The sequence below is a fragment of the Priestia sp. ABM2_011 genome (genome assembly GCF_056158845.1).
The window spans coordinates 730,323-753,843 of the sequence record NZ_JBSWUB010000001.1 but is presented as its reverse complement, the minus strand read 5'-3'; the positions used below and the strand labels follow the sequence as shown (position 1 = coordinate 753,843).

Annotated in this window: 23 protein-coding genes; 4 read left to right on the top strand and 19 right to left on the bottom strand. The window is 38.5% G+C overall.

Going from position 1 to position 23,521, the window contains the following annotated elements; all coding sequences use genetic code 11:
- Positions 1-18: 18 nt before the first annotated feature.
- The 5 genes from accA to dnaE form a co-directional block, all read right to left on the bottom strand.
- Positions 19-996, bottom strand: coding sequence for an acetyl-CoA carboxylase carboxyl transferase subunit alpha (gene accA / locus ACXAE4_RS04045; RefSeq protein ID WP_028411783.1), 978 nt, complete (start codon positions 994-996; stop codon positions 19-21).
- Positions 990-1,871 (bottom strand): acetyl-CoA carboxylase, carboxyltransferase subunit beta, encoded by an 882-nt coding sequence (gene accD / locus ACXAE4_RS04040; RefSeq protein ID WP_028411784.1) that lies wholly within the window; start codon positions 1,869-1,871, stop codon positions 990-992. Before accD ends, accA begins: the two co-directional genes overlap by 7 nt.
- A gap of 226 nt (positions 1,872-2,097) precedes the next feature.
- Complete coding sequence (locus ACXAE4_RS04035; RefSeq protein WP_028411785.1) at positions 2,098-2,700, bottom strand: FadR/GntR family transcriptional regulator; 603 nt, start codon at positions 2,698-2,700, stop codon at positions 2,098-2,100.
- A gap of 79 nt (positions 2,701-2,779) precedes the next feature.
- A complete protein-coding gene (gene ystJ, locus ACXAE4_RS04030; protein ID WP_028411786.1) occupies positions 2,780-4,009 on the bottom strand; it encodes an NADP-dependent malic enzyme in 1,230 nt (409 codons plus the stop codon).
- Positions 4,010-4,210: 201 nt separating this feature from the next.
- Positions 4,211-7,561, bottom strand: a complete 3,351-nt coding sequence (dnaE, locus tag ACXAE4_RS04025; protein WP_033579615.1) for a DNA polymerase III subunit alpha — start codon at positions 7,559-7,561, stop codon at positions 4,211-4,213.
- Positions 7,562-7,702: 141 nt separating this feature from the next.
- On the opposite strand from dnaE, the gene ytrH reads away from it, so the two are divergent.
- Both ytrH and ytrI read left to right on the top strand, forming a co-directional pair.
- Entirely contained in the window at positions 7,703-8,038 is a 336-nt protein-coding gene (gene ytrH / locus ACXAE4_RS04020) for a sporulation membrane protein YtrH (RefSeq protein ID WP_013059455.1), read from the top strand.
- Positions 8,035-8,553, top strand: coding sequence for a sporulation membrane protein YtrI (gene ytrI, locus ACXAE4_RS04015; RefSeq protein WP_014458035.1), 519 nt, complete (start codon positions 8,035-8,037; stop codon positions 8,551-8,553). Before ytrH ends, ytrI begins: the two co-directional genes overlap by 4 nt.
- A 38-nt stretch (positions 8,554-8,591) precedes the next feature.
- On the opposite strand, the gene ACXAE4_RS04010 is transcribed toward ytrI, so the two are convergent.
- On the bottom strand, positions 8,592-9,530 hold the full coding sequence (locus ACXAE4_RS04010) for a DHH family phosphoesterase (RefSeq protein WP_028411788.1): 939 nt from the start codon (positions 9,528-9,530) through the stop codon (positions 8,592-8,594).
- A gap of 251 nt (positions 9,531-9,781) precedes the next feature.
- Here ACXAE4_RS04010 and ACXAE4_RS04005 point away from each other — a divergent pair, with 251 nt between their 5' ends.
- Positions 9,782-10,078 (top strand): YtpI family protein, encoded by a 297-nt coding sequence (locus tag ACXAE4_RS04005; protein WP_028411789.1) that lies wholly within the window; start codon positions 9,782-9,784, stop codon positions 10,076-10,078.
- Positions 10,079-10,349: 271 nt separating this feature from the next.
- On the opposite strand, the gene ACXAE4_RS04000 is transcribed toward ACXAE4_RS04005, so the two are convergent.
- The 7 genes from ACXAE4_RS04000 to ACXAE4_RS03970 form a co-directional block, all read right to left on the bottom strand.
- Positions 10,350-11,666 carry a CBS domain-containing protein gene (locus ACXAE4_RS04000; RefSeq protein WP_028411790.1) on the bottom strand — a complete coding sequence of 439 codons (1,317 nt, stop codon included), beginning with the start codon at positions 11,664-11,666 and terminating at the stop codon, positions 10,350-10,352.
- Between the two features lie 81 nt (positions 11,667-11,747).
- Positions 11,748-11,984 carry a hypothetical protein gene (locus ACXAE4_RS03995; RefSeq protein ID WP_028411791.1) on the bottom strand — a complete coding sequence of 79 codons (237 nt, stop codon included), beginning with the start codon at positions 11,982-11,984 and terminating at the stop codon, positions 11,748-11,750.
- A 232-nt stretch (positions 11,985-12,216) separates the two neighbouring features.
- On the bottom strand, positions 12,217-12,894 hold the full coding sequence (locus ACXAE4_RS03990) for a metal-dependent hydrolase (RefSeq protein WP_028411792.1): 678 nt from the start codon (positions 12,892-12,894) through the stop codon (positions 12,217-12,219).
- A gap of 113 nt (positions 12,895-13,007) precedes the next feature.
- Complete coding sequence (gene ald / locus ACXAE4_RS03985; protein WP_014458028.1) at positions 13,008-14,129, bottom strand: alanine dehydrogenase; 1,122 nt, start codon at positions 14,127-14,129, stop codon at positions 13,008-13,010.
- A gap of 150 nt (positions 14,130-14,279) precedes the next feature.
- On the bottom strand, positions 14,280-14,447 hold the full coding sequence (locus ACXAE4_RS03980; protein WP_165573745.1) for a hypothetical protein: 168 nt from the start codon (positions 14,445-14,447) through the stop codon (positions 14,280-14,282).
- 164 nt (positions 14,448-14,611) lie between these two features.
- Complete coding sequence (gene argH, locus ACXAE4_RS03975; RefSeq protein ID WP_014458026.1) at positions 14,612-16,000, bottom strand: argininosuccinate lyase; 1,389 nt, start codon at positions 15,998-16,000, stop codon at positions 14,612-14,614.
- On the bottom strand, positions 15,997-17,205 hold the full coding sequence (locus tag ACXAE4_RS03970; protein WP_033579611.1) for an argininosuccinate synthase: 1,209 nt from the start codon (positions 17,203-17,205) through the stop codon (positions 15,997-15,999). Before ACXAE4_RS03970 ends, argH begins: the two co-directional genes overlap by 4 nt.
- A 316-nt stretch (positions 17,206-17,521) precedes the next feature.
- Here ACXAE4_RS03970 and ACXAE4_RS03965 point away from each other — a divergent pair, with 316 nt between their 5' ends.
- Positions 17,522-17,836: a hypothetical protein gene (locus tag ACXAE4_RS03965; RefSeq protein ID WP_099331323.1), complete on the top strand. Its 315-nt coding sequence runs from the start codon at positions 17,522-17,524 to the stop codon at positions 17,834-17,836.
- A gap of 25 nt (positions 17,837-17,861) precedes the next feature.
- Here ACXAE4_RS03965 and ACXAE4_RS03960 read toward each other — a convergent pair whose 3' ends face one another.
- The 6 genes from ACXAE4_RS03960 to ACXAE4_RS03935 all read right to left on the bottom strand — a co-directional run bounded on the left by ACXAE4_RS03960 (position 17,862) and on the right by ACXAE4_RS03935 (position 23,314).
- On the bottom strand, positions 17,862-18,704 hold the full coding sequence (locus ACXAE4_RS03960) for an EcsC family protein (protein WP_028411795.1): 843 nt from the start codon (positions 18,702-18,704) through the stop codon (positions 17,862-17,864).
- A 231-nt stretch (positions 18,705-18,935) separates the two neighbouring features.
- Positions 18,936-20,126, bottom strand: a complete 1,191-nt coding sequence (locus tag ACXAE4_RS03955; protein WP_013059468.1) for an acetate kinase — start codon at positions 20,124-20,126, stop codon at positions 18,936-18,938.
- A 196-nt stretch (positions 20,127-20,322) separates the two neighbouring features.
- Positions 20,323-21,315 carry a class I SAM-dependent methyltransferase gene (locus tag ACXAE4_RS03950; RefSeq protein WP_029319991.1) on the bottom strand — a complete coding sequence of 331 codons (993 nt, stop codon included), beginning with the start codon at positions 21,313-21,315 and terminating at the stop codon, positions 20,323-20,325.
- A 147-nt stretch (positions 21,316-21,462) separates the two neighbouring features.
- Positions 21,463-21,996, bottom strand: a complete 534-nt coding sequence (gene tpx / locus ACXAE4_RS03945; protein ID WP_045291207.1) for a thiol peroxidase — start codon at positions 21,994-21,996, stop codon at positions 21,463-21,465.
- A 138-nt stretch (positions 21,997-22,134) separates the two neighbouring features.
- Entirely contained in the window at positions 22,135-22,602 is a 468-nt protein-coding gene (ytfJ, locus tag ACXAE4_RS03940; protein WP_028411798.1) for a GerW family sporulation protein, read from the bottom strand.
- A gap of 13 nt (positions 22,603-22,615) precedes the next feature.
- Positions 22,616-23,314 (bottom strand): DUF2953 domain-containing protein, encoded by a 699-nt coding sequence (locus ACXAE4_RS03935; RefSeq protein ID WP_028411799.1) that lies wholly within the window; start codon positions 23,312-23,314, stop codon positions 22,616-22,618.
- Positions 23,315-23,521 lie beyond the last annotated feature (207 nt).

Genomic DNA, 23,521 nt, shown 5'->3' with positions numbered 1-23,521 from the left:
TCAAGAGTGCACGTTTCTTTATTTTATAGTAATGGCATCGTTTTCAGCTGCAAATTGTCCGATTTTTTTGTATTTTAAATAACGCTCTTCCACTAGCTCTTCTTTTGATAAATTCATCAGTTCTTTTAATGACTTCTTAATAATGCTTTCCATGTATCCAGCTTGTGCATCGATATCTCGATGAGCTCCGCCTTTTACCTCTGAAACCATTTCATCTACAATACCCAGTTCTTTCAAATCTGGTGCTGTAATCTTCATCGTTTCAGCAGCTTTTTTCGCAAGAGAAGAATCTTTCCAAAGAATGGCAGCCGCTCCTTCTGGAGAAATAACTGAATACGTCGAGTTCTCAAGCATATGAAGGTGATTTCCTAAACCTAATGCCAAGGCTCCTCCGCTTCCTCCTTCTCCAATGACAATACAAATAACAGGTACAGTTAAGCCAGCCATTTCGAAAAGGTTTTTCGCAATAGCTTCACTTTGTCCACGTTCTTCTGCCGCTTTCCCTGGATAAGCTCCTTTTGTATCAATAAAGCAAATAATTGGGCGGTTAAATTTCTCCGCTTGCTTCATTAAACGCAGCGCTTTACGGTAGCCTTCTGGATGAGGCATACCAAAATTACGACGAATATTTTCTTTCGTATCTTTACCTCTTTGATGTCCAATCACGGTAACAGGCACGCCATTAAACTTGGCAATTCCTCCTACGATTGCTTCATCGTCTCCATAAAAGCGATCTCCATGACACTCTAAAAAGTTTGTAAACAAGCGAGAAATATAATCGAGTGTTGTAGGACGCTCAGGATGACGCGCAATTTGAACACGGTTCCACGGGCTTAGATGGTTGTAAATATCGTTTTCTACTTTTTCTAAGCGATTTTCCAACTTATCAATTTCGCTAGATAAATCCACTTCTGTATTTTTAGCAAACTCTTTAAGCTCTGCAATCTTGTTTCGCAACTCAACAATTGGACGTTCAAACTCTAATTCACTTACCACTCGATGTCACCTCCTGCTACGTGTATATCTAAAATAGTTGTTAACGTGTCTTTTAAATCGTGACGGTCAATAACTCCATCTAATTGACCATGCTTCAACAGAAATTCAGACGTCTGAAAATCTTCTGGAAGCTCTTCTCTAATTGTTTGTTCAATAATACGTCTTCCAGCAAAGCCAATTAACGCGCCCGGCTCGGCTAAATTATAATCGCCTAGCGAAGCAAAGCTTGCTGACACTCCTCCCGTAGTAGGATGTGTCATGATCGAAATGATTAAGCCGCCTTCGTCACTGAACATTTTAAGGGCTGCGCTAGTTTTAGCCATTTGCATCAAGCTCAGAACACCTTCTTGCATACGTGCACCGCCTGAAGCTGTAAAAATAAGGAATGGGACATGCATTTCCTTTGCTTTTTCAATGGCGCGAGTAATTTTCTCACCTACTACAGAACCCATGCTTCCCATACGGAAATGTGAATCCATAACAGCAACCACTACTTTAATTCCTTCAATATCTCCTTCACCCGTAACAATCGCTTCACTTAAATTAGTTTTCTCACGATCTTTTTCGAGCTTTTCAAGATAATCCGGGAATCCAAGAGGATTTTCTGACGTCATATCTTTGTCGTATTCAACAAACGTACCGCTGTCAATCAAGCTTTCAATACGCTCTGGTGCTGTCATTTGATGATGGTATCCACAGTTTAAGCATACTTTTAAGTTTTTATTTAACTCTTTTGTATACATGATTTTCTTACACTTTTTACACTTGGTCATAATCCCTTCAGGTACATCTTGTCTCATATGCTCAGAAGGAATCGTAGCATATTTTCGTTTTTTTGGAGTTTTTGTGTTTTTTGTAAATAAATCTCGTAACAAGGTGTAACCTCCTTTTGGTTCTTTTCTTTAACATAAGAACCTTTCTTCTTCCTCTTCTTCTACTTTACACGTTATGAAAGCCCGTCTCAAACGCAAAAACAAGCGACATATAAGAAAAAATTGGATGAATTATTCGCTTCACTTTATTAGTTGCTATTTACTTTACTAGATGACGGTTTGATTTTGTGTAGAAAGATGGCATGTCTCTTTCGACAAATTCCTTCTTTCACACTTGTTTGTAGCACTGATGGTGAAGATTTAATACAGCTGCTTCATCTTTTTTAACTAGCGCCTCTACTAATTCATTTATAAGAGTGTCGCTTGGCGCTGAGTTTTGTTGAAAGGTTTGAGAAAAACGGCAAATAATCAGCCAAATTCGGTGCAATAGCCGATTAGGCTGCAAAGAAAACAAATAGTCAAACAAGTTCTTTAAGCGATCGTCATTCTGCTTTTGAATTACTTTTGAAACATTGATTTTGTTCTGTTCCGCTAAAACAGAAAACAAACAGCTTTTTTCCAGAATATATCTCGTCTGAATTAAGTCTGACTTTGTTTTGCCGTCTTGTATTAAAAAAGTAGCTAATAAATCAATAAATTGATGATCTCCCACTTCTTTAATAAACGTACCTTCACCTCTTCTAGTTTCAATCAATCCAATTAGCTCTAACGCTCTGAGCGCTTCTCGAACGGAAGAACGTCCTGCGCCTAACCGTTCAGAAAGCTCTCGTTCTGACGGGATTTTATCACCCGTAGTTAAACGATCATCTTCCATTAGCTGGCGAATTTGTTTTAGAATTTCTACATATACTTTTGAACGTTCATTCTTCAAGTTTATTACCACTCACTTTACATTACTTTAACAGGCATGCTTGAAGCATCATGCCTGTCAAAGAACAGTTGATGTAACCTTATTCAATAATCGCTAAACGGCGTGTATTTTCAGCTACGGCTTCTGGCTTTACTTTTATTCGGGCAACGCCTGTTTCCATAGCTGCTTTTGCAACAGCTGCGGCTACTGCCGGAGCCACTCGTGCATCAAATGGCCCTGGAATCACATAGTCTGTATTCAAGTCCTCTTCCGTAATTAAATTAGCAATGGCCTCAACTGCAGCCATTTTCATTTTTTCATTAATATGAGTAGCACGCACATCAAGTGCACCTCGGAATATCCCCGGAAACGCTAAGACATTGTTCACTTGATTAGGAAAATCTGAACGTCCGGTGCCGATTACTTTCGCGCCAGCTTTTTTAGCTTCTTCTGGCATAATTTCAGGCACTGGATTTGCCATTGCAAAAATGATTGGGTCTGGATTCATCTTTCCAATCATTTCCGATGTGAGTGCTCCTTCAACCGAAACTCCAATAAATACATCAGCTTCTTCTAACGCATCGGCTAACGTACCTTCTACTTTGCTTCGATTTGTATAGGCTGCAACTTCATCTTTTATACGGTTCATGCCGTGAGGACGCTTGTCATAAATCGTTCCTTTGGAATCACACATAATAATATCGCGCACTCCATAGCTGTATAATAATTTAATAATAGCAATGCCAGCAGCTCCTGCTCCATTCGCTACTACTTTGATTTGTGACATTTTTCTTCCTGTCAGCTTCAGGGCATTAAGAAGACCCGCTACCGTAACAATAGCCGTCCCATGCTGATCATCATGAAAAACCGGGATATTTGTTTCCTTTTTCAACCGCTCTTCAATTTCAAAACAGTTAGGAGCCGCAATATCTTCTAAATTAACGCCTCCAAAAGTTGGTTCTAGCAATTTAACAGTTTCTATAATTTTGTCCACATCTGTCGTGTTTAAACAAATTGGGAATGCATCTACGCCGGCAAAACTTTTAAAAAGGACAGCTTTCCCTTCCATTACTGGCAGAGCAGCTTCAGGGCCTATATTGCCCAAGCCCAATACGGCAGTGCCATCAGATACAACAGCTACCATATTTCCTTTCATCGTATATTCATATACATTGTTTACATCATCATATATTTCTTTGCAAGGTTCTGCTACACCAGGGGAATAAGCAAGGCTTAAATCCTCTGCGTTTCGAACAGGAATTTTGGACTTTGATTCTAGTTTACCTTTGTTAATGCGGTGCATATGCAATGCTTCTTCACGTAAAGACAATGAATTTCACTCCCAATAAACAAAATGATAACAAATACTGCGCCTGAACCATGTTCTTTCCCACACTCATATGATGTTATAAATCCAATTGCATTTCATTTCAAGAAAAACGCATCTAATTCGTATATTTTATAAAAAAACGGTGGTCAGACCACTTTTTTAACTATTTTACCATATAACATCACATGAAATCTGTAAAGACTATATCTTCTTGAACACAACGTGCTTCTCTCCAAGCATTGCTTTTAACGTTTTGATCAACTCATCGCTTCGTTCAACAGAATAGTGAACAGGAAGCTTGACCAATTGACGTTCTGCCTCATAATAAATTTTCACGGGGATTTTCCCTCTATGAGACTGAAAATGCTGATAAATAGTATGAAGCAGCTTTTCCGTACCTTGCTTTGTTTCTATACGTAAGTACAATTCTTCTGACGGTAATTTTTGAACCGCTTCGCTAGCAGCTTCAGCACGTTGACAAACAATTTGCTGCTGCCCATTTCTTTCATCTATCTTTCCATGTATCAGTAAAACCTTACCTTGTTCAAACAGCAGACGATTCTGCTCAAATACGCGGGGAAACGCAACAACTTCTCCTTCTCCACTTTCATCCGTAATGCGCAAAAAGGCCATTTGCTCTCCTTTTTTCGTGCGAATGACGCGAATTTCCAACACAAATACTAAAAGAGAGACCGCTTTTCCTGAAGCGTGTTCTTTCATATCGTGAAGAGAAACAACAGAATAAAAGGAATTCAGTGCTTCATACTGAGAAGCAGGGTGGCTTGATAAATAAAAACCTAGCATATCTTTTTCATACTGAAGCCGATCTTCTATTTTCAGTTCCTCTTTTTCCATATATTTAGGCTTTAACGAAAATTCAGCTCCAAATCCAAAGTCATCATCAGGGAGCACCAAGCTTGCATGTTCAAATGCTACATCAATGGTTGCTAATAAAGTTGCTCGATTTTCTCCAAATTCATCAAAGCCTCCGGACAAAATCAAAGCTTCAAGCGCTTTTTTATTCACGGCTTTTGGTGAAACACGTGCACAAAAATCAAATAAGTCTTCAAATCTTTTTTTCTTTCTCTCTTCTGTTATTTCCTGCATAGCTGCCGCACCAATATGTTTAATCGCTGCAAGGCTATATCTTATTCTTTCACCTTCTACATTAAACGAATACATGCTCTTGTTAATAGAAGGTGGGAGAACTTGTATTTTTTTTCTTTTGAGTTCATTAATATATTGAGCAATTTTCCCTTCGTTTCCAATAACGCTCGTTAACAACGCTGAAAAGAACTGTAGCGGATAATGTGTTTTTAAATAAGCTAACTGATAGGCCACCATACTGTAAGCAACGGCATGGCTCCGGTTGAAGCCATAATCAGCAAAGCGCACAATAAGGTCATAGACCCGATTAGCAACGGATAGGTCATATCCTTTCTTCTCGCTTCCTTGAACAAAATGTGCTCGTTCACGATCAAGCACGGATCGTTCTTTTTTACTAACTGCTCTTCTCAATAAATCTGCTTCTCCAAGAGAAAAACCGGCCATCTTTGAAGCAATCTGCATAATTTGCTCCTGATACACGATAACGCCATGGGTGGATTGTAAAATGCCTTGAAGCGTGGGATGGTCATATATGACGCTCTCCACTCCGTGCTTGCGCTTAATATAAGTTGGAATATTTTCCATCGGACCGGGTCTATACAGCGCGTTAACTGCTACAATATCTTCTAGCTCTGTAGGTTTTAATTGCTGAAGAACCCTTCTCATTCCATCTGACTCTAGCTGAAAAATCCCTGTCGTATCTCCTTTGCTCAGCAGTTCAAAAGTTTTCTGATCGTTAAATGGAATACGAGACAGTGACAGCTTTTGGTTCATGTCCCGCTCAATTTTCTTTAAAATGTGATCTAAAATGGTTAAGTTACGCAAACCTAAAAAGTCCATTTTCAAAAGCCCAACGTCTTGCAGAGCTTCCATTGGATATTGAGTCAGATATACATCATCATGTCCTTCTTGTACAGCTATAGATTGCGTCAGCGGCTTCTCACTGATCACAACGCCTGCTGCGTGTGTGGAAGTATGCCTTGGCAGTCCTTCTATCTTCATGGCAATGTTATACCATTGCTTTCTGGCTTCATTTTCTGCTAAATAAGTTTGAAGAACTCTTGAATCACGAAGAGCGCTTTTTAACGTTGTACCTGGTTTAGTTGGAATCGCTTTAGACATTTTATTTAACGCCTCTTGATCAAATCCCATCACTCTTCCTACATCACGTACGGCTGCTTTAGCCGCTAATGTTCCAAATGTAATAATTTGAGCTACATGCAGCGCTCCATATTTTTGAGCCACATACTGAATGACTTGATCCCGTTTATTATCAGGAAAATCGATATCAATATCAGGCATCGAAATACGTTCAGGATTTAAAAAGCGCTCAAAGAGAAGCTGATGCTGAATTGGATCAACATTTGTAATTCGTAAGGCGTATGAAACTAGTGAGCCCGCCGCTGAGCCACGACCTGGACCTGTTAAAATACCATGTTCATGAGCATAATTCATAAAATCCCACACGATAAGGAAGTAATCGCTAAAGCGCATACTTTCAATAATGTTCAGCTCATAATCTAAGCGTTTCTGGTATTGTTCCGTGATCACTTGAACTCTTTCTTGCAGTCCTTTCTCGCAAAGAGTGCGTAAGTAGGTTGATGATGTAACGGACGGAGGAACAGGGTATTTTGGAATAGACATGACGCCTAGAGAAATTTTAAGCTCGCATCGTCTTGCGATTTTTATACTTTCTTCTATTAAAAAATGCTGATCATGAAAGAGAACTTCCATTTCATGAGGTGATTTGAAATAGTACTCGCTGCTTTCCTCTTGCACCTGTTCACCGCTATGTAATTTCTCTCCGTCTCGAATAGCCGCTAAGCAATCATATGCGTCCCGATCTTCTTTTTTTAAATATTTCACTTGATTCGTTGCTACGAGCGGGACATTTTCTTCAGCAGCAAGCTCCGTTAACTGCTGATTTATCAAAGCTTCATCCTGTCCGTGGCGCTGTATAGATATATACAAAGACTGAGAATATACTTTTTTAAAGAATTGAAGCACTCGCTTTGCATCTTGAAGCTTGTTTTCTGCTAGCAGAGTTTCTACTTCTCCCCTTACGCCAGGTGTAATAGCAATCAGCCCGCTGCTATAATGCTGGAGCCATTTTTTCTTTACACCGTGTTTTTCCTTTGTTTGAACTAAACTGCTTAGTTTTAATAGATTTTCATAGCCTTTATCATTTTCTGCTAGCAAAACTAAAGGATACGCTTGCTCGCTTTCTTCATGTTCCAAAATTGATAGTGTAAGCCCAATAATCGGCTTAATCCCCGCTTTCACGCAGGCTTTATAAAAAGGAATGACTCCGTACATTACATTTTCATCGGTCAAAGCAATCGCTTCATAGTTCATTTTTTTAGCTGTTTCTACAAGTTCATGAATACGAACGGAACTGCTTAGTAAGCTATAAGAACTTTGAAGCTGTAAGTGAACAAAAGGCACAGGACTTCCCACCTTTCTTTAATTCTTTATTCTCATTATAAATTTTGTTGCGGGCGTAGACAAATTACATAACTCTGAACGTTTGTCCATATATATGTAGGAAGCATGAGTTATCAATAAAATAGTAAAGGAGGACGCGTCATGACAAAAGAGCCTTTTATGTCTCTTTTCATTTGGAGTTACTTTACTTCATTAGGTATTATTTTAGGCGGTTCATTAATCGGAGCATTTGCGGGGTTTTTAATTGGAAAATCTCCCCTGTACGTTATGCATACCCTCAGCAATAGCTTAAAAATCTGGGCAATTGTCGGAGCCATCGGAGGAACATTTGATACGTTTTACAGCTTTGAGCGAGGACTCTTTGAAGGAGCGACAAAAGATGTATTCAAACAAATTCTTTTAATTCTATCCGCTATGGGAGGAGCTCAGACCGGAGCTCTGATCATCAAGTGGTTAACGCAGGAGCACTTTGTATGAGAGTACCCAGCGAGCGAATGTTCAAGCGCTCCGACTGGCAGCGTTTTTTTGCCGGTATTGTCATTGGAGCAATTGTCAGCTGGGGAGTGTTTTTAACAATTTACGGCGTTTCAAGAGATAGAGAGCTAGAGGAGATTCGAATTGCTAATGATAAGCTAAAAAAAGCAAATTTGCAAATTAGCGCATGGCAAGAAGATGTAAAAGCATTAAACAAGGAAATGAAGCAGCATTTGATTATTCAAAATGTGAAAGTAAAATTAGTGAACGGCCATCGTTATAAAGTAAACTCTGTGGTGGAATACAATATTCAAAAAAGCGTCGACGAAGAAGCGCAGCACTTAATTGCCCAAGATATTGAAAGTGCGTATCGAAGCAGGGATATCTTAAAAAAAGCAATTGAAAACAAAAAATACGAATTCGATAAAACGATTTATGAAGTTGAAGTTCATCAAATTTATTTTTATACAACGCTTTCGATTGAAGTTCGAATTAAAAAGATGGAAAAAGTACTATAAAAAGCCGCTGATTTAAAATCAACGGCTTATTTTACAGATTACTTCTGACTGCAGAGCTCTTCTAAATCAAGTAGTAAAGGCTCTACTTCTTCCCATGAGTCAATGGAAGCGCCGGACGCAAGAGGATGGCCTCCTCCGTTGTATTTTCTAGCAATTGTATTAATCACAAGCTCTTTTGAACGCAGGCGGACCCGAATCTGATTTTCTTCTTCTACAAAAAATACCCACGTTTTCACTCCATCAATGTGTCCTAACGAGCCGACTAGCTGAGAGGCATCAGCAGGTGTCACATCATATTTGCGAAGAATTTCATTCGGAATTTTCATGTGAGCAACTCCCGCTGGAGACATCGTGAAGTTTTGCAGCACATATCCATGTAAGTGAGCGACGTTTTCTTTTGTTTTGTATAGCTGATCATATACATCCTTAAAATTGAAGCCATATTGAATCAATTCACTTGCATAGCAAAACGTTTTCGGCTTTGTATTTGGAAATAAAAATCGGCCCGTATCACCGACAATACCAGTGAAAATTAACTTTGCTCCTTCATCATTAAGAGCTAACCCCTTTTCTTTTCCTTCCAAGTAAAATTCATAAATCATTTCACTTGTTGAAGAAGCAGACGTCTCAACCCAAAGTAAATCACCGTAAGGAGTTTGATTCGGATGGTGATCGATTTTAATGATCATTTTTCCACTTGCGTAGCGCTGATCTGATACACGCGCTTCATTCGCCGTATCACAAACGATGACAAGCGCATCTTCATAGGTGTCATCGGCGATATCATCCATACGGTATAAAAATTTTAACGACTCCGCTTCTTCTCCCGTTACGTATACCTTCTTCTCCGGAAAAGATGTTTTTAACAATTCCGCTAATCCGCACTGAGATCCGTATGCATCTGGATCTGGACGAATGTGCCTGTGAATAATGATGGTGTCAAACTGCTTAATAGCTTCTAATATTTGTGCTTTCATTTTCTCTCTCCTGTCAATACTGTTCTTGTTTTATGTACGTACCACATGCACTTATATTTCCACAGCGCTGTATCCATAATCTTTATTAAATCATATCTCTTCTCCTTTTTAAAAGAAGAATCAATCAATAGTAGAATTTTCTGTTATTGACCTGTAAAATAATAGATACTACTGTAAACACTTTCAACACTACGCATTACTAGCATCTAGAAACATTACGGATAGAAATACACCGGACTGGAGGGGCGTCTGTGCCATTTTTTATGATTTTAATCGTTGTGTCCTTTGTTTTCTACATGTATTTAAAAGTAAAATACGTACGTTCAAAACGCCCAATGGAACGAAAGTGGATTTCCGCTAAGTCGAGTATTTGTCTTGGCTCTTTTGTATTATTTTTTGGGATTAATCAATGGTTTATTTACGAAACAAACCTTTCGCTTATCATCGGCATATTATTTGTATTATTCGGTTCAGGTAGCATAATAGCAGGTGTCAAAGCTTATAAGTACTATCAGCCTTATGCAATAAAAGAAGCAGATCAAATGTAAAAAAGGCTGAGGCATAACGAGAGGAATCCAATCTAAAGACGAACAAATGGGAGACATGAGCTGAACCGCTTGAGACACCGCCGTTGATTTCCGTGCAAGACTTCGCTTTCCGCTGGAGTCTTCGTCTTGCCCTCCAATCAACGGCTAGAAGAATCTAAACAGGTGAAACCTACGTTTACCCTAACAAAAAAAAACGAACCACTCATCAACATGGTTGATAAATGGTTCGTTTTTCACTTCGTCTAACATACTTTTGTCCCAGCTTCTTTTTTTATACTCTGTCCAATAACTGAGCCATCATCATCGCTTTTCCTACTACAACTCCGGCGTTGTAGACTTCTACATCTAATTTAGCAAACTTCCGACCAAGTTCTAATAGCTTAGGGCGAATTTCAATTACACTTTCAATTTGAACCGGTTTAATAAAATAAACGGTAATGTTTTCAATAACCAAATCACCTTTTTTATATAAGCGCAGAACACGATTGGCAGCTTCCGTCACAATAGTAGTAAAAACTCCGTATGAAATAGTTCCCATATAATTTGTCATTTGTGGCGTTACTTCACAGCGATAGACAGGTGCTTCCTTTGTCTCTTGTACGTCCATAAATTGATTCGTTACAATGTCATCAATGGTTTCTCCTACCTGTGGTTGACGCTGAATCATTTGCAGCGCTTTTAAGACATCTTGACGGCTGATAATGCCTTCTAGTCGGTGGTAATCGTCCACTACAGGCAGCACTTCAATCCCTTCCCATACCATCATATGAGCGGAAGAAGCGACCGATGTTTTCCCGTGAACGGTCATCGGATTTTTCGTCATCACTTTTTCAATCGAAGTGGAAAGATCATATCCAATAACATCTTTTGAGGTAACCATACCATGAACTTTCATATGCTGATCTACTACAGGAAAACGACTGTGGTGCGTTTGATCGTTACATTCGTGCCATTTTTCAATCGTATCGGTTAACTGCAAGCTAACCGCTTCAGAGACGGGTGTTAAAATATCCTCTACAAGCACAATTTCTTTTTTTATCAACTGATCATAGATAGCCCGATTAATCATCGTTGCAACTGTAAATGTATCATAGCTCGTTGAAATAATAGGAAGCTTAAGATCATCCGCAAGCTTCTTAACCCATTCTTCCGTATCAAAGCCGCCCGTAATTAAAACGGCTGCGCCTGCTTCAAGGGCTAATTCATGAGCGTTTACTCGATTCCCTACGATAAGAAGGTTTCCCGCCTCGGTATACCTCATCATAGCATCAAGCTTCATCGCTCCAATAACAAACTTATTTAACGTTTTATGCAAACCTTCACGTCCGCCCAGCACTTGTCCATCTACAATGTTTACTACTTCGGCAAACGTGAGCTTTTCAATGTTTTCTTTCTTCTTTCGTTCAATTCGAATAGTCCCTACTCGTTCAATCGTTGAAACATATCCTTTATTTTCCGCGTCTTTTATTGCTCGGTACGCCGTGCCTTCACTGACAGTCAGTTCTTTGGCAATTTGGCGCACTGAAATTTTTTCACCAATTGGAAGCGAATCGATATACTGTAAAATTTGCTCATGTTTTGTCGCCACGTGTACTTCACCCTTCTAAAACGTTTTTACGTTTCATATGTCTTTTCTTTTATTATACGGGGGAAGTGAAATGGATTCAATCTAACCTCTTTGACGCAAAGGCTTTCTCGCACTATTTTTTTGAATACCTGCCTTTTTACGGCGCGGTGCATAAAGTAGTGATGACAAATTGCCTCCGGCTACAAAAAGAGCAAAGGTAAGCCAGCTTATACTAAAAATCCCTTGCAAATTCGAAGTTGTTAACACTAAGTGCGGCATTGCATAGTAAAGCATCACTCCGCATAGTAAAAGCGATAAAATAACTCGATTTTTTTCCATAACTCTCCCTCCTTATTATTACTATCGTATGCGGGAAAGTAAAAAAAGCAGAACGTTTCTTTGCAAATAAAAAGAGATTAAGACATAACTGCATCGATTCAATCTAAAGATGAACAAATGTGAAACCTACGTTCACCTTAACAATAAAAAAAGAACGAGTGATCGATATTATCGATTACTCGTTCTTTTTTAACTTTAACTGAAATCGTTTTGTCCCATCCTCTATTTATGATTAAAGTTCCAATCCTTCTCCGACTTTTAATACTTTTCCTTCAATACCGGATAAAGACTCAACAAATTGATGAGGATCTTGCTTAATTACAGGAAATGTATTGTAGTGAATTGGCACAACAAGCTTTGCCTGCACCCATTCCGCTGCGATAGCCGCATCTTCAGGTCCCATTGTAAAGTTATCTCCAATTGGAAGAAATGCTACGTCAGGCTCATGGCGACCAATTAACTTTAAATCAGAAAATAAAGCCGTATCTCCAGCATGATAAATTGTCTTTCCTTCAATCGTTAAAAGCAAGCCAGCTGGCATTCCTGTATAAATAATTTTCTCATTATTTTCTGTATAACTTGAACCGTGGAAAGCTTGGGTCAATTTCACCGTACCAAAATCAAATGTATAGGCTCCACCTATGCTCATTGGATGTACGTTTAAGCCTTGCCAGCTAAGATATGTAGCTAATTCTGCTACTGCCACAACAAGTGCACCGCTGCGCTTAGCAATTTCCACCGTGTCGCCTACATGATCATTATGGCCATGAGTCAGTAAAATCACATCTGCTTTTACATCTTCAGCATTTAAATCTGTTAATTCATTTCCAGTGATAAACGGGTCAATTAAAATTGTTTTTCCTTTTGTTTCAATTTTAACAACAGAATGTCCATGATAAGAAACGTGCATCATATATTCTCTCCTTTTACACTAACCTTTTCTATATTCTACCCGTCTGTTTTGGTTACAAAACAAGTGAATACGCGGCTATCATATCACAAACTGCGCAAAAACATGCCTTATTATGCTTGCTCTAATAAAGTTGTTGCATCAGCGTAAGTTAGACCGTGTGCATCTGCCACAGCCGCGTAAGTGACAAACCCATTTAGGGTGTTGATGCCTTGAAGAAGAGAAGGGTTTTTTAAGCACGCTTTTTTATACCCCTGATTTGCTATTTGCAAAGCATAAGGCACCGTTACGTTGGTCAGCGCTAAGGTCGACGTGCGGGGAACAGCTCCTGGCATATTAGCAACAGCATAATGCAAGACTTCATGCTTCGAATAAGTCGGGTTATCGTGAGTGGTAATGCGATCAGTTGTTTCAAAAATTCCCCCTTGATCAATAGCAATATCAACTACAACGGACCCTTTTGACATTGTTTGAACCATTTCCTCGGTGACAAGCTTTGGCGCTTTAGCTCCGGGTATGAGAACCGCGCCTATCACTAAATCTGACTCTTTTACAGATTGTGCGATATTGTAGTGATTTGACATTAATGTCGTCACTTCTTTACCAAATAAATCATCAAGCTGGCGAAGGCGATCAGCGTTTAAATCAATTATTGTAACATCAGCCCCTAATCCGACCGCGATTTTAGCAGCATTGGTTCCTGCTACTCCTCCTCCAATAATCGTTACTTTTCCTCTTTGCACGCCTGGAACTCCACTTAATAAAATCCCTTTGCCACCTTTGGTTTTCTCCAAAAATTGAGCTCCAATCTGAGAAGACATTCTTCCTGCAACTTCGCTCATCGGAGTTAACAGAGGTAAGCTTTTGTTTGGAAGCTGTACAGTTTCATAAGCGATGCCTACCACCTTTTTATCAATCAATGCTTTCGTTAACGCTTCTTCAGCTGCCAAATGTAAATACGTAAACAAAATAAGTCCTTCGCGAAAATATCCGTATTCTTCTGAAATCGGTTCTTTTACTTTCATAACCATTTCAGCATCCCATGCTTCTTTTGCAGTATTTACAATAGAAGCTCCTGCATTTGTGTAATCTTCATCATGGAATCCAGAGCCTTCTCCTGCCTGTGTTTCAATATATACATCATGCCCACCGTTAACTAAAGCTGTAACACCAGCTGGAGTAATAGCCACGCGATTTTCATTGTTTTTTACTTCTTTCGGCACTCCAATTTTCACCTTTATCCCTCTTTTCTTATATCAGTGATTAACTGAAAAAAGAACGCCACACCAAATCCTTTAGAAAACCGGATTTACTATGACGTTACCTTTCGATAGAGCTCAGCATAATCCTGCTTTTCTTAGTTTATATACAGTATATGCATGTAGTTATTCATATAGTTCGTTATCGCTCTTTGCTTCTGGATTTTCAACTACAGAAGCCATAGCATCGCCAATAACGCCGCTTGAATAAGAATCCATTAGCTGTCTTGATGTCTCTTTTTCTCCTTCAAAATCATATTCATATACATGCTGCGGATGTTTTTTGTCTTTCATATGTCACTTCTCCTTTTTCACTCTATTTTCTTTACGAATGTGAACTTTATTTCATAATCCCTTACATGATCTTTTCTATTTTCTTCTTAATTGCTCTAGTTATACCATTTATCTCACATCAAAAAACGCCCGCAGAATTTTCTGCGGACGTTTTGAAAACTGTTTTATATTGAAGCTTTTTCATGCAATTCATCTTTAGCTAGCTGAATTGCTTTTTTCACTTGTTCAAACCCTGTTCCCCCCGCGCTATTGCGGCGATTAACAGCTGTTTTTGGACTTAATACATGGTAGATGTCTTCCTCAAATAAATCTGACGCTTCTTTATATTGCTCGAGCGGCAAATCCATTAGGTAGATATTTTTCTGAATACAAACGAGAACTAGTTTCCCAACCACTTCATGTGCTTCACGAAACGGCATACCTTTTGCAGCAAGATAGTCAGCTAACTCCGTTGCATTTGAAAAATCTTGTTTCGTAGCTTTTTCCATAACATTTGTTTTTACTGTCATTGTTTCAATCATGCCAGCAAAGATTGTTAAGCAGCCTTCAATCGTTGTAACCGTATCGAACATGCCTTCTTTATCTTCTTGCAAGTCTTTGTTGTATGTTAAAGGCGTGCCTTTTAACACAGTCAACAAGCTAAATAAATGACCATATACTCGTCCTGTTTTACCACGAATTAACTCTGCCATATCAGGATTTTTCTTTTGAGGCATAATACTGCTGCCAGTTGCATACGTATCATCCATTTCAATAAATTGAAACTCTTGACTAGACCATAAAATTAACTCTTCACAAAAACGAGATAAATGCATCATTAAAATAGAACTGTTGCTTAAAAACTCTAAAATAAAGTCACGGTCGCTGACAGCATCCATACTGTTTTGATAAATTCCATTAAAGCCTAGAAGCTCCGCGCTGTAATGACGATCAATTGGAAATGTCGTACCAGCTAAAGCTCCTGCTCCTAAAGGAGATAAATCAATACGCTTTAGTGATTCCGCATAACGCTCAGCATCACGCTTAAACATTGAAACATAAGCCATTAGATGATGAGCAAAAGAAACCGGCTGCGCGCGCTGTAAATGTGTGTAGCCTGGAAAAATAGTTTCGACATGCTGATCTGCTTTTGTAAGCAGCACATCTTCTAGATTTTCGATCAGTCCTACAATTTGCTGAACATGCTTTTTTAAATATAAGTGCATATCTGTAGCAACTTGATCATTACGGCTTCGACCCGTATGAAGCTTACCTCCAACCGGACCAATTTCATCAATTAATAGCTTTTCTAAATTCAAATGAATATCTTCATATTGAGCAGAAAATGTTAATTCTTTCTTCTTAGCTTTTTCAAGCAGTGTTTGAAGGCCTTTTTTAATTTGTGACGCTTCATCTCCAGAAAGAATGCTGCATTTCTCAAGCATTGTTACATGTGCTAAACTGCCTTCAATATCTTCTTCTACAAGATGCTGATCAAATGAAATGGACGCACCGAACTCGTCAATCCATTGTTCAGGGCGTTTCGTAAAACGCCCTCCCCAAAGTTTGGTCATACCGTTGTCACCTTCTTTTGATTTACCATGCTGCTCACTTGTGTTGGAAGACCCCATAATGAGATAAAACCAACTGCTGCATTGTGATCAAATTCATCTTCTTTTGTATATGTTGCAAGTTTTTCATTGTATAAAGAATTAGGAGATTTACGTCCCTCTACGATAGCATGCCCTTTAAATAGTTTTACTCTCACTGTTCCGTTCACATATTGCTGCGTGTCTTTTAAGAATGCAAGCAGGGAATTTGTTAATGGAGAGAACCATAAACCCTCATAGATAACTTCTGTTAATTTTTTCTCAATCACTGGTTTGAAGTGCGCTACTTCTTTCACTAATGTTAAATCTTCAAGCTCTTTGTGTGCTTTAATTAATGTCATAGCAGCTGGACACTCATATACTTCACGTGATTTGATTCCCACAAGACGGTTTTCTACATGATCAATACGTCCCACTCCGTGCTTACCTGCAATTTCATTCAATTCTAGAATTAACTGAGCTAGCGTATAAGATTGACCATTTAATGCTACTGGAACACCTTCAACGAATTCAATTTCTACTACATCGGCTGTGTCCGGAGTATTTTCAAGAGAAGCCGTTAGGTCATATGCTTCTTCAGGTGGAGCTGCCCAAGGATCTTCAAGAACGCCGCACTCGTTACTTCTTCCCCATAAGTTTTGGTCAATTGAAAATGGGCTGTCTAAGTTAATTGGAATTGGGATATTCTTTTCTTTTGCATACTCAATTTCTTCTTCACGAGACCATTTCCAGTCACGAACAGGAGCTAAAACTTCTAAGTGTGGATTTAATGCTTTAATTGATACTTCGAAACGCACTTGGTCATTTCCTTTTCCCGTACATCCATGTGCGACAGCTACTGCATTTTCTTGTTCTGCTACTTCTACAAGCTTTTTAGCGATTAGCGGTCTAGATAGTGCAGATACTAATGGATATTTTCCTTCATATAACGTGTGTGCTTGAAGTGCTGCTAATGCAAATGTATTAGCATATTCTTCTTTTGCATCAATCACATATGACGATACCGCTCCAACTGTTAAGGCTTTTTCTTTAACGAATTTCAAATCTTTTCCTTCGCCTACGTCTAAACAGCAAGCTACCACATCGTACCCTTTTTCTTGTAACCATTTAATTGCAACTGATGTATCTAAACCTCCGGAATATGCTAAAACAACTTTTGGATTACTCATCATCTATTCCTCCTACAAATTATATATATATATTAATACAACCGTTTTAATTTTTATTCATTTAATCTACTATTACTTTAACAACTTTTTAATCTATTTTCAATAGTTATTCAAAAAAAAGTATATAAATTCACGTTTTTTTTAATTTAATAGGATGAAAGCTCTTAAAATACTGTAAAAATAGACGTGAATGAATATTCCTGCCTTAAATGCATTGTATATTTATATGCATAAATCAAGTATAAATGATTTATTTTTCACTTAAAGTAGCTCTGGCTTTTGTCATTGTATAAAATGGAAGGGAAGAGGTGAAAAAATGGAGCGCTTTTTTACTTATGACAACAGACTCGGTATAAAAATTCCTGCTCTTGAAAGAGAATGGACATTCTATTCTGAAAAAGTTCAGCAGGATATCCTCCTAACATGGGAATCCATTCGAGGGCAAATTCCAGACAAAATTCAATCTGTAGAAAAGAGGATTAATCAAAAACAAGCGGCGTTAGAAGATGAGACTAATTTTATCCGCTCCTGTGAATTAAATAGCGAGATAGGAGAACTTGCTTCTATTATTAATGATTTGTGGCTTTGGTATCGAACAAATGAGGAAATATCAGAAAAAGTTCACGGATAGACAAAAAAACGAGTCTCATGAAAAATTAATGAGACTCGTTTTTCTTATCCAGCAAATAGCGGTATTGGTAAAAGCGCTTCGCATAATCTGTCACTTGTTTGGCCATTCGATAATTCATCCCTCCGCCAACCATCATACTCACAATTGGCAAACGATTATAAACTTTTCGCTTCGCAGCAAATATAGCTAGCGTTTTTCCAATTTGCACAACAATTTTTTGCAGCCACGTCTTATCTACAATTTGATCAACACCTTCATAAAAATACGGGTCAAATTCTTGGCTTAGCTCACTCTTTAATTGATGCCACCCCTCAGCCTGAAGGTGTCTAGGTAACGTTGCTGCATGAAAAACTTTTAGCGTTAGCATAAGCTCTGAAGGAGTCTGGATATGATAGCCGTAGCTCATTGCTGCCTGTTGCACCGCTTGAATATTCATGCATAAAACAGCGGGTATATCAATACCGACTAGCAGCGATTGGCCGGTTCCTGAAAGTGCTCCTTGACTCAGCGCATACAACCGCAGCTTGGCCATTTGCTGTTCGCATATATAAGAAAGCTGATCTACTTGAAGGGAATTCATTTCTGACAGATCTGTGATATCTTCTTTGAATACACGGGCGGTTTCAATAATTCGTTTTGTCGCTTGAGTTTGCATTTCCGTACCTTGAATTAATGCAGTTAACTGAAAGAGTCCCTCATCAATTTTATGTAAATAGGTCTCACGAACAGAAGCAGGAATTAAGTTAAGCCCTTTTTCTAACCATTCTTCGTACAATAACTCCATCTCAGTTGCTTCTACGCTCTGTAAGCTCTCTTCCCATTTATAGATTTCTTCTAAAAGCTGTTCTTCGCGATTCGTTAATATCATCATGTCACCCTTTCAAGAAATAAGTAGTTTTATTTTTATTATAACAAATAATGCATCCGTTACATTTTGCTTCCTATATTATTTCTTTCTTCTATACGTTGTAAACCTTCTTTCAACCGTCAGCTCCTTACGCTATATAAAAAAGCTGATTTCCTAACAAGGAAATCAGCTTTTCGTTAGTTTGCCTGACAATTTATGAGAATTCATGCATTGAAGAGGCACTTTATGAACTTAAATATTCGCTAAACGAGTAACGTCACGTGCAATCATAACTTCTTCGTCTGTAGGAATAACCATAACTTTAACTGGAGAATGAGGGTAGCTAATAAACGCTTCTTCTCCTTGTACACTATTTAAAGCTGGATCCCAATAAACGCCCATGAACTCTAAACCACGAAGAACGCGAGCACGTACAACATCACTGTTTTCTCCAATACCTGCTGTGAAGATGATTGCATCTACACCAGACATACGAGCAGCATAAGAACCGATATATTTATGAATACGGCTAGCAAATACTTCAAGTGCTGTTTCAGCGCGTTCATTGCCTTCAGCGCTTGCTTTGATTAGATCGCGTAGGTCACTAGAAATACCAGATACACCTAAAAGACCACTTTCTTTATTTAATACATTTAATACTTCGTCAGCAGTTTTTCCTGTTTTCTCCATAATAAATGGAATTAATGCAGGGTCAATGTTACCTGAACGAGTTCCCATTGCTACACCAGCTAATGGTGTGAAGCCCATTGATGTATCAATTGACTTTCCGCCTTCAATTGCAGCGATACTTGCACCGTTACCTAAGTGACAAGAAATTAAGCGCAATTGTTCGATTGGACGGCCAAGAAGCTCAGCTGCACGCTCAGAAACATATTTATGAGATGTGCCGTGGAAACCGTATTTACGAACGCCATACTTTTCATAGTACTCGTACGGTAAGCTGTACAAGAATGATTTTTCTGGCATTGTTTGATGGAATGCTGTATCGAAGACTGCTACAGCTGGAACATTTGGAAGAATATCTTGGAACGCTTTAATTCCCACAATGTTTGCTGGGTTGTGAAGCGGTGCTAAATCAGATAAAGCTTCAATTTCCGCTAATGTTTCATCTGTGATTAAAACAGAATCAGCAAATTTCTCTCCGCCGTGTACTACACGGTGACCTACACCAGTGATTTCATCGTATGATTGAATGATGTTTTGAGAAAGTAACTTTTCAACTAAAATTTTAACTGCAACAGCATGGTCAGGGATTTCTGTAATATCCGTTTGTTTTTCACCATTTACCGAGATCGTGAAAACAGCGTTATCTAAACCAATTCGTTCTACTAAACCTTTTGTTAATACCGTCTCACTTGGCATTTCAAATAATTGAAACTTAAGTGAAGAACTGCCGGCGTTGATTGCCATGATTTTTGACATAAAAAAACAGCTCCTTCTTTATTATACGTGCATCATAAACATAACGAACAGAACATAAAAGTGTAATCTCTACAATATTCTATGCATTTCGACACGATTTCTATCCTTATTCATTTAATCATTCACGACAATAGATTTCAAGAGCTATACATCATGAAAACGCTACCGGTAAAAATTCATTATTTTCGAAAAAGACTTACTTTTTATTAACGCTGAACCATTGGTCCATTTGAGCCATAATATCACTCATTGCTTCTCGATTACTGAACTTCGGCAAATTCACAAGCAGCGCTTGATCAGGCGCTGTTACCCCTTCTCCCTGCTTTTGAAGAATGATAATACTCTTAGCAGCCTGCTCTTGTTTGAACATTGAAAGCGGCAGCTGAACGATTCCTTGAACGATTGCTTCCTCTTTTAGCAGCGGCTGTAATAAATGAGACTGTTCAGACTCGAACAAGTTATTTGGAATAAGGGCCACTACGTATCCTCCGTCTTTTACATGGCGCAAGCTTTGTTCAATGAATAAGTGATGAGCATAGGTATGACCTTCTTCAGCTCTTACTTTATACTCTTTTGCCCCTTCATCGTTTGGATAATAACCAACCGGCAGGTCACAGACAACTAAATCAACAGGATCAATAAAAAGCGGCTGTAAGCTGTCTTGATTAAATAATTGAACGCCGTGCTTCTGTAAGTTTGCATTTACATATGTCAATTGAAGTAATAAATCATCCACATCTACACCGTATACATGTTCAATTGACGCAGCGTGTGTATTTAAAATGGTTGTTAATAAGTTTCCAGCTCCTACTGCTGGATCTAAAAGCGTATACTTATCTTTTCCTGCCATGAATTTTCCAACTAAGTAGCTGACAAATAGTCCTACAGCATCAGGGGTCATTTGGTGGTTAGGCTGAACTGCTTCTTTCATCCCCTTTAAAATAGCTAGCTGATATGCTTTTCGAATCGTTTCTTTTTCAAAATGATCAAGCGTGATTGAATCGTATTCTTTTTTTAAACGTTTTTTGGTTACCTCATCTAGCTCTTCTTGCAAAATAGTTCCTTGAAACAAGTTTTCTCCCGTTTCAGCTACTGCTTCTAAATATACGCAGTTTAGTTCTTTTCTTAAAATAATAGCTGTTTGATCAATTACACCAAATAGCTTTTCCATACTAGCTAATTGACTCATATTCTGCCTCCTGTGTAATGAAATGATATCTATATAAATGAGTAAACGTCCTATTTGGAACATCATATTTTATCATAAAAGCTTCTTAAAACACAAAGAAGGCGAAAAACATTGTTTTCCGCCTTCTGCCGAACGCCATCGACAATCTTACTTAGCTGCTTTAGCTGCTTCGATTGCTGCTTCGTAGTTCGGATGCTCAGTTACTTCTGGTAAGTACTCAACATACGTTACGTTGTCATTTGAGTCTACTACAAAGATTGAACGAGCCAATAAGCGTAATTCTTGAATAGCTACACCATATGCTTCGCCGAAAGATAAGTCGCGGTGGTCAGATAATGTTTGAACATTATCAATGCCGTTAGCACCACACCAGCGCTTTTGAGCAAACGGTAAATCTACGCTCACTGTTAATACTTTTACGTTATCTAATTTAGCTGCTTCTTCGTTGAAGCGGCGAGTTTGCGCATCACAAACTCCAGTATCAATAGAAGGAACTACACTGATTAGGCGAACAGAACCCTTTGTACTGTCAAGCGTTACTTCTGATAAATCATTTGCTAAAACGGTAAAGTTTGGCGCCTTGTCTCCAACCTTTACTTGATTTCCTAATAATGTTACATCGTTACCTTTAAATTTAGTCACGAATAATTCCTCCTTTAAATAAGTATGTACACTGTTCATATTAGCTTGTCTGTCTCTATATTGCAATTAAATGACATACATACTATAACGCTATATGCTAGAAAACATGCCCAATAAAAAAAGGCTTTGCTTGCTTCTTTTATCGTTCAAAGAAGCAAGCAAAGCTTTATTTTATCCCTACAAATTAAAATCATTTGCACCGTCATGATGCTGATTTTGTTGATTATGATGATCCTGCTGATGGTTATTTCGCTTGAACATTTGCTGCACGCGTTCAATGGCTTGAGGTGCTGTATCTAAAATCTTTTCATATAAATGTGTACTTTCATTAAGGTGAAGCATTTTAATTCCGCTTCCACTCACAATTAAAAAGGCAATTGGCGTAATTGATACACCGCCACCGCTACCTCCGCCAAATGGATGACCTGATTCTTGCTGATGCTGCCCTGGAGAAGATGGCGCATGCCCTTCTACTCCAAACTCGCTTCCACCCGCTGCAAAGCCAAAACCTACTTTTGAGACAGTTAAAATAACGCTGCCATCAGGTGTTTCTACGGGATCACCAATGATTGTATTAACATCAATCATTTCCTTTAAATTTTCCATAGCTGTCGACATTAAACTTTTAATTGGATGTTCTGCCATTAAGATAACCTCCTTATGTTTTCACAGAGTGTGTCTTGTTCTTATTTGACGACTTCCATCTTTTGCGACGCTTTTTGGACGTATGCCGCCAGTATCTCAAGGTCCGTAAACCTACTAGAATAGCTTGACCAACTCGAAAAGAAATTATGCACTCAAATACCGTTTCTGACCAAAGATGTTGAAATACAGGGGTAACGCTCATGACAGGCATATCTTTTAGTTTCATATAACGGCTGATTATACCAACTATGCCCCCCTTTGCAGACCATACAGCCCCGGTAAGTACGCCTGTTAACGCAGCATCACCTAAGCCGAAACGGCTGTGCCATTTAATATCCCTTACCGTCACTTTCTGTAAGAAACGACGAAAAATTTTATGAAAACCGACTACCTGTTCAAGGAATTGCTTCGCATTTTCTAACATGCTTAGTCCGTCTTCTACAGAATAATCACTCCATGAATTCTCGTCTTCTTTTCCTTGATCACCCATTCCTTTTTTCTTTTCAACAAGCAAACGTGGAGAATCTTTTTTTACTTTCACTACCGGAATTTCATATGTATAGCGAATAAGACCGAACCAAGCTCTGAGTCTCACTCTGTAATAATCGTTATCTCGGACATGATGAAGCTCTACAAATAGCGTGATTTTTGTCCATACAATAAGTACAATAACAATTAAAAGTGCTAGCAATATCCATAAAAGCCATAGCACATCCTTCACTCCTTCTTAGCTTCACATTATCTCCAAAACAGAGAATATTAAACCTTATGAAAACAATAAAAAGAGGTTGAGACATAACGAAATGAATCCAATCAGCTGCTAGAAAGATCTACATAAATGAAACCTACGTTTACCCTAACAAAAAAACCGAACCACTAATCAAAAATCTTGATCAGTGGTTCGGTTTTCAATTCGTCT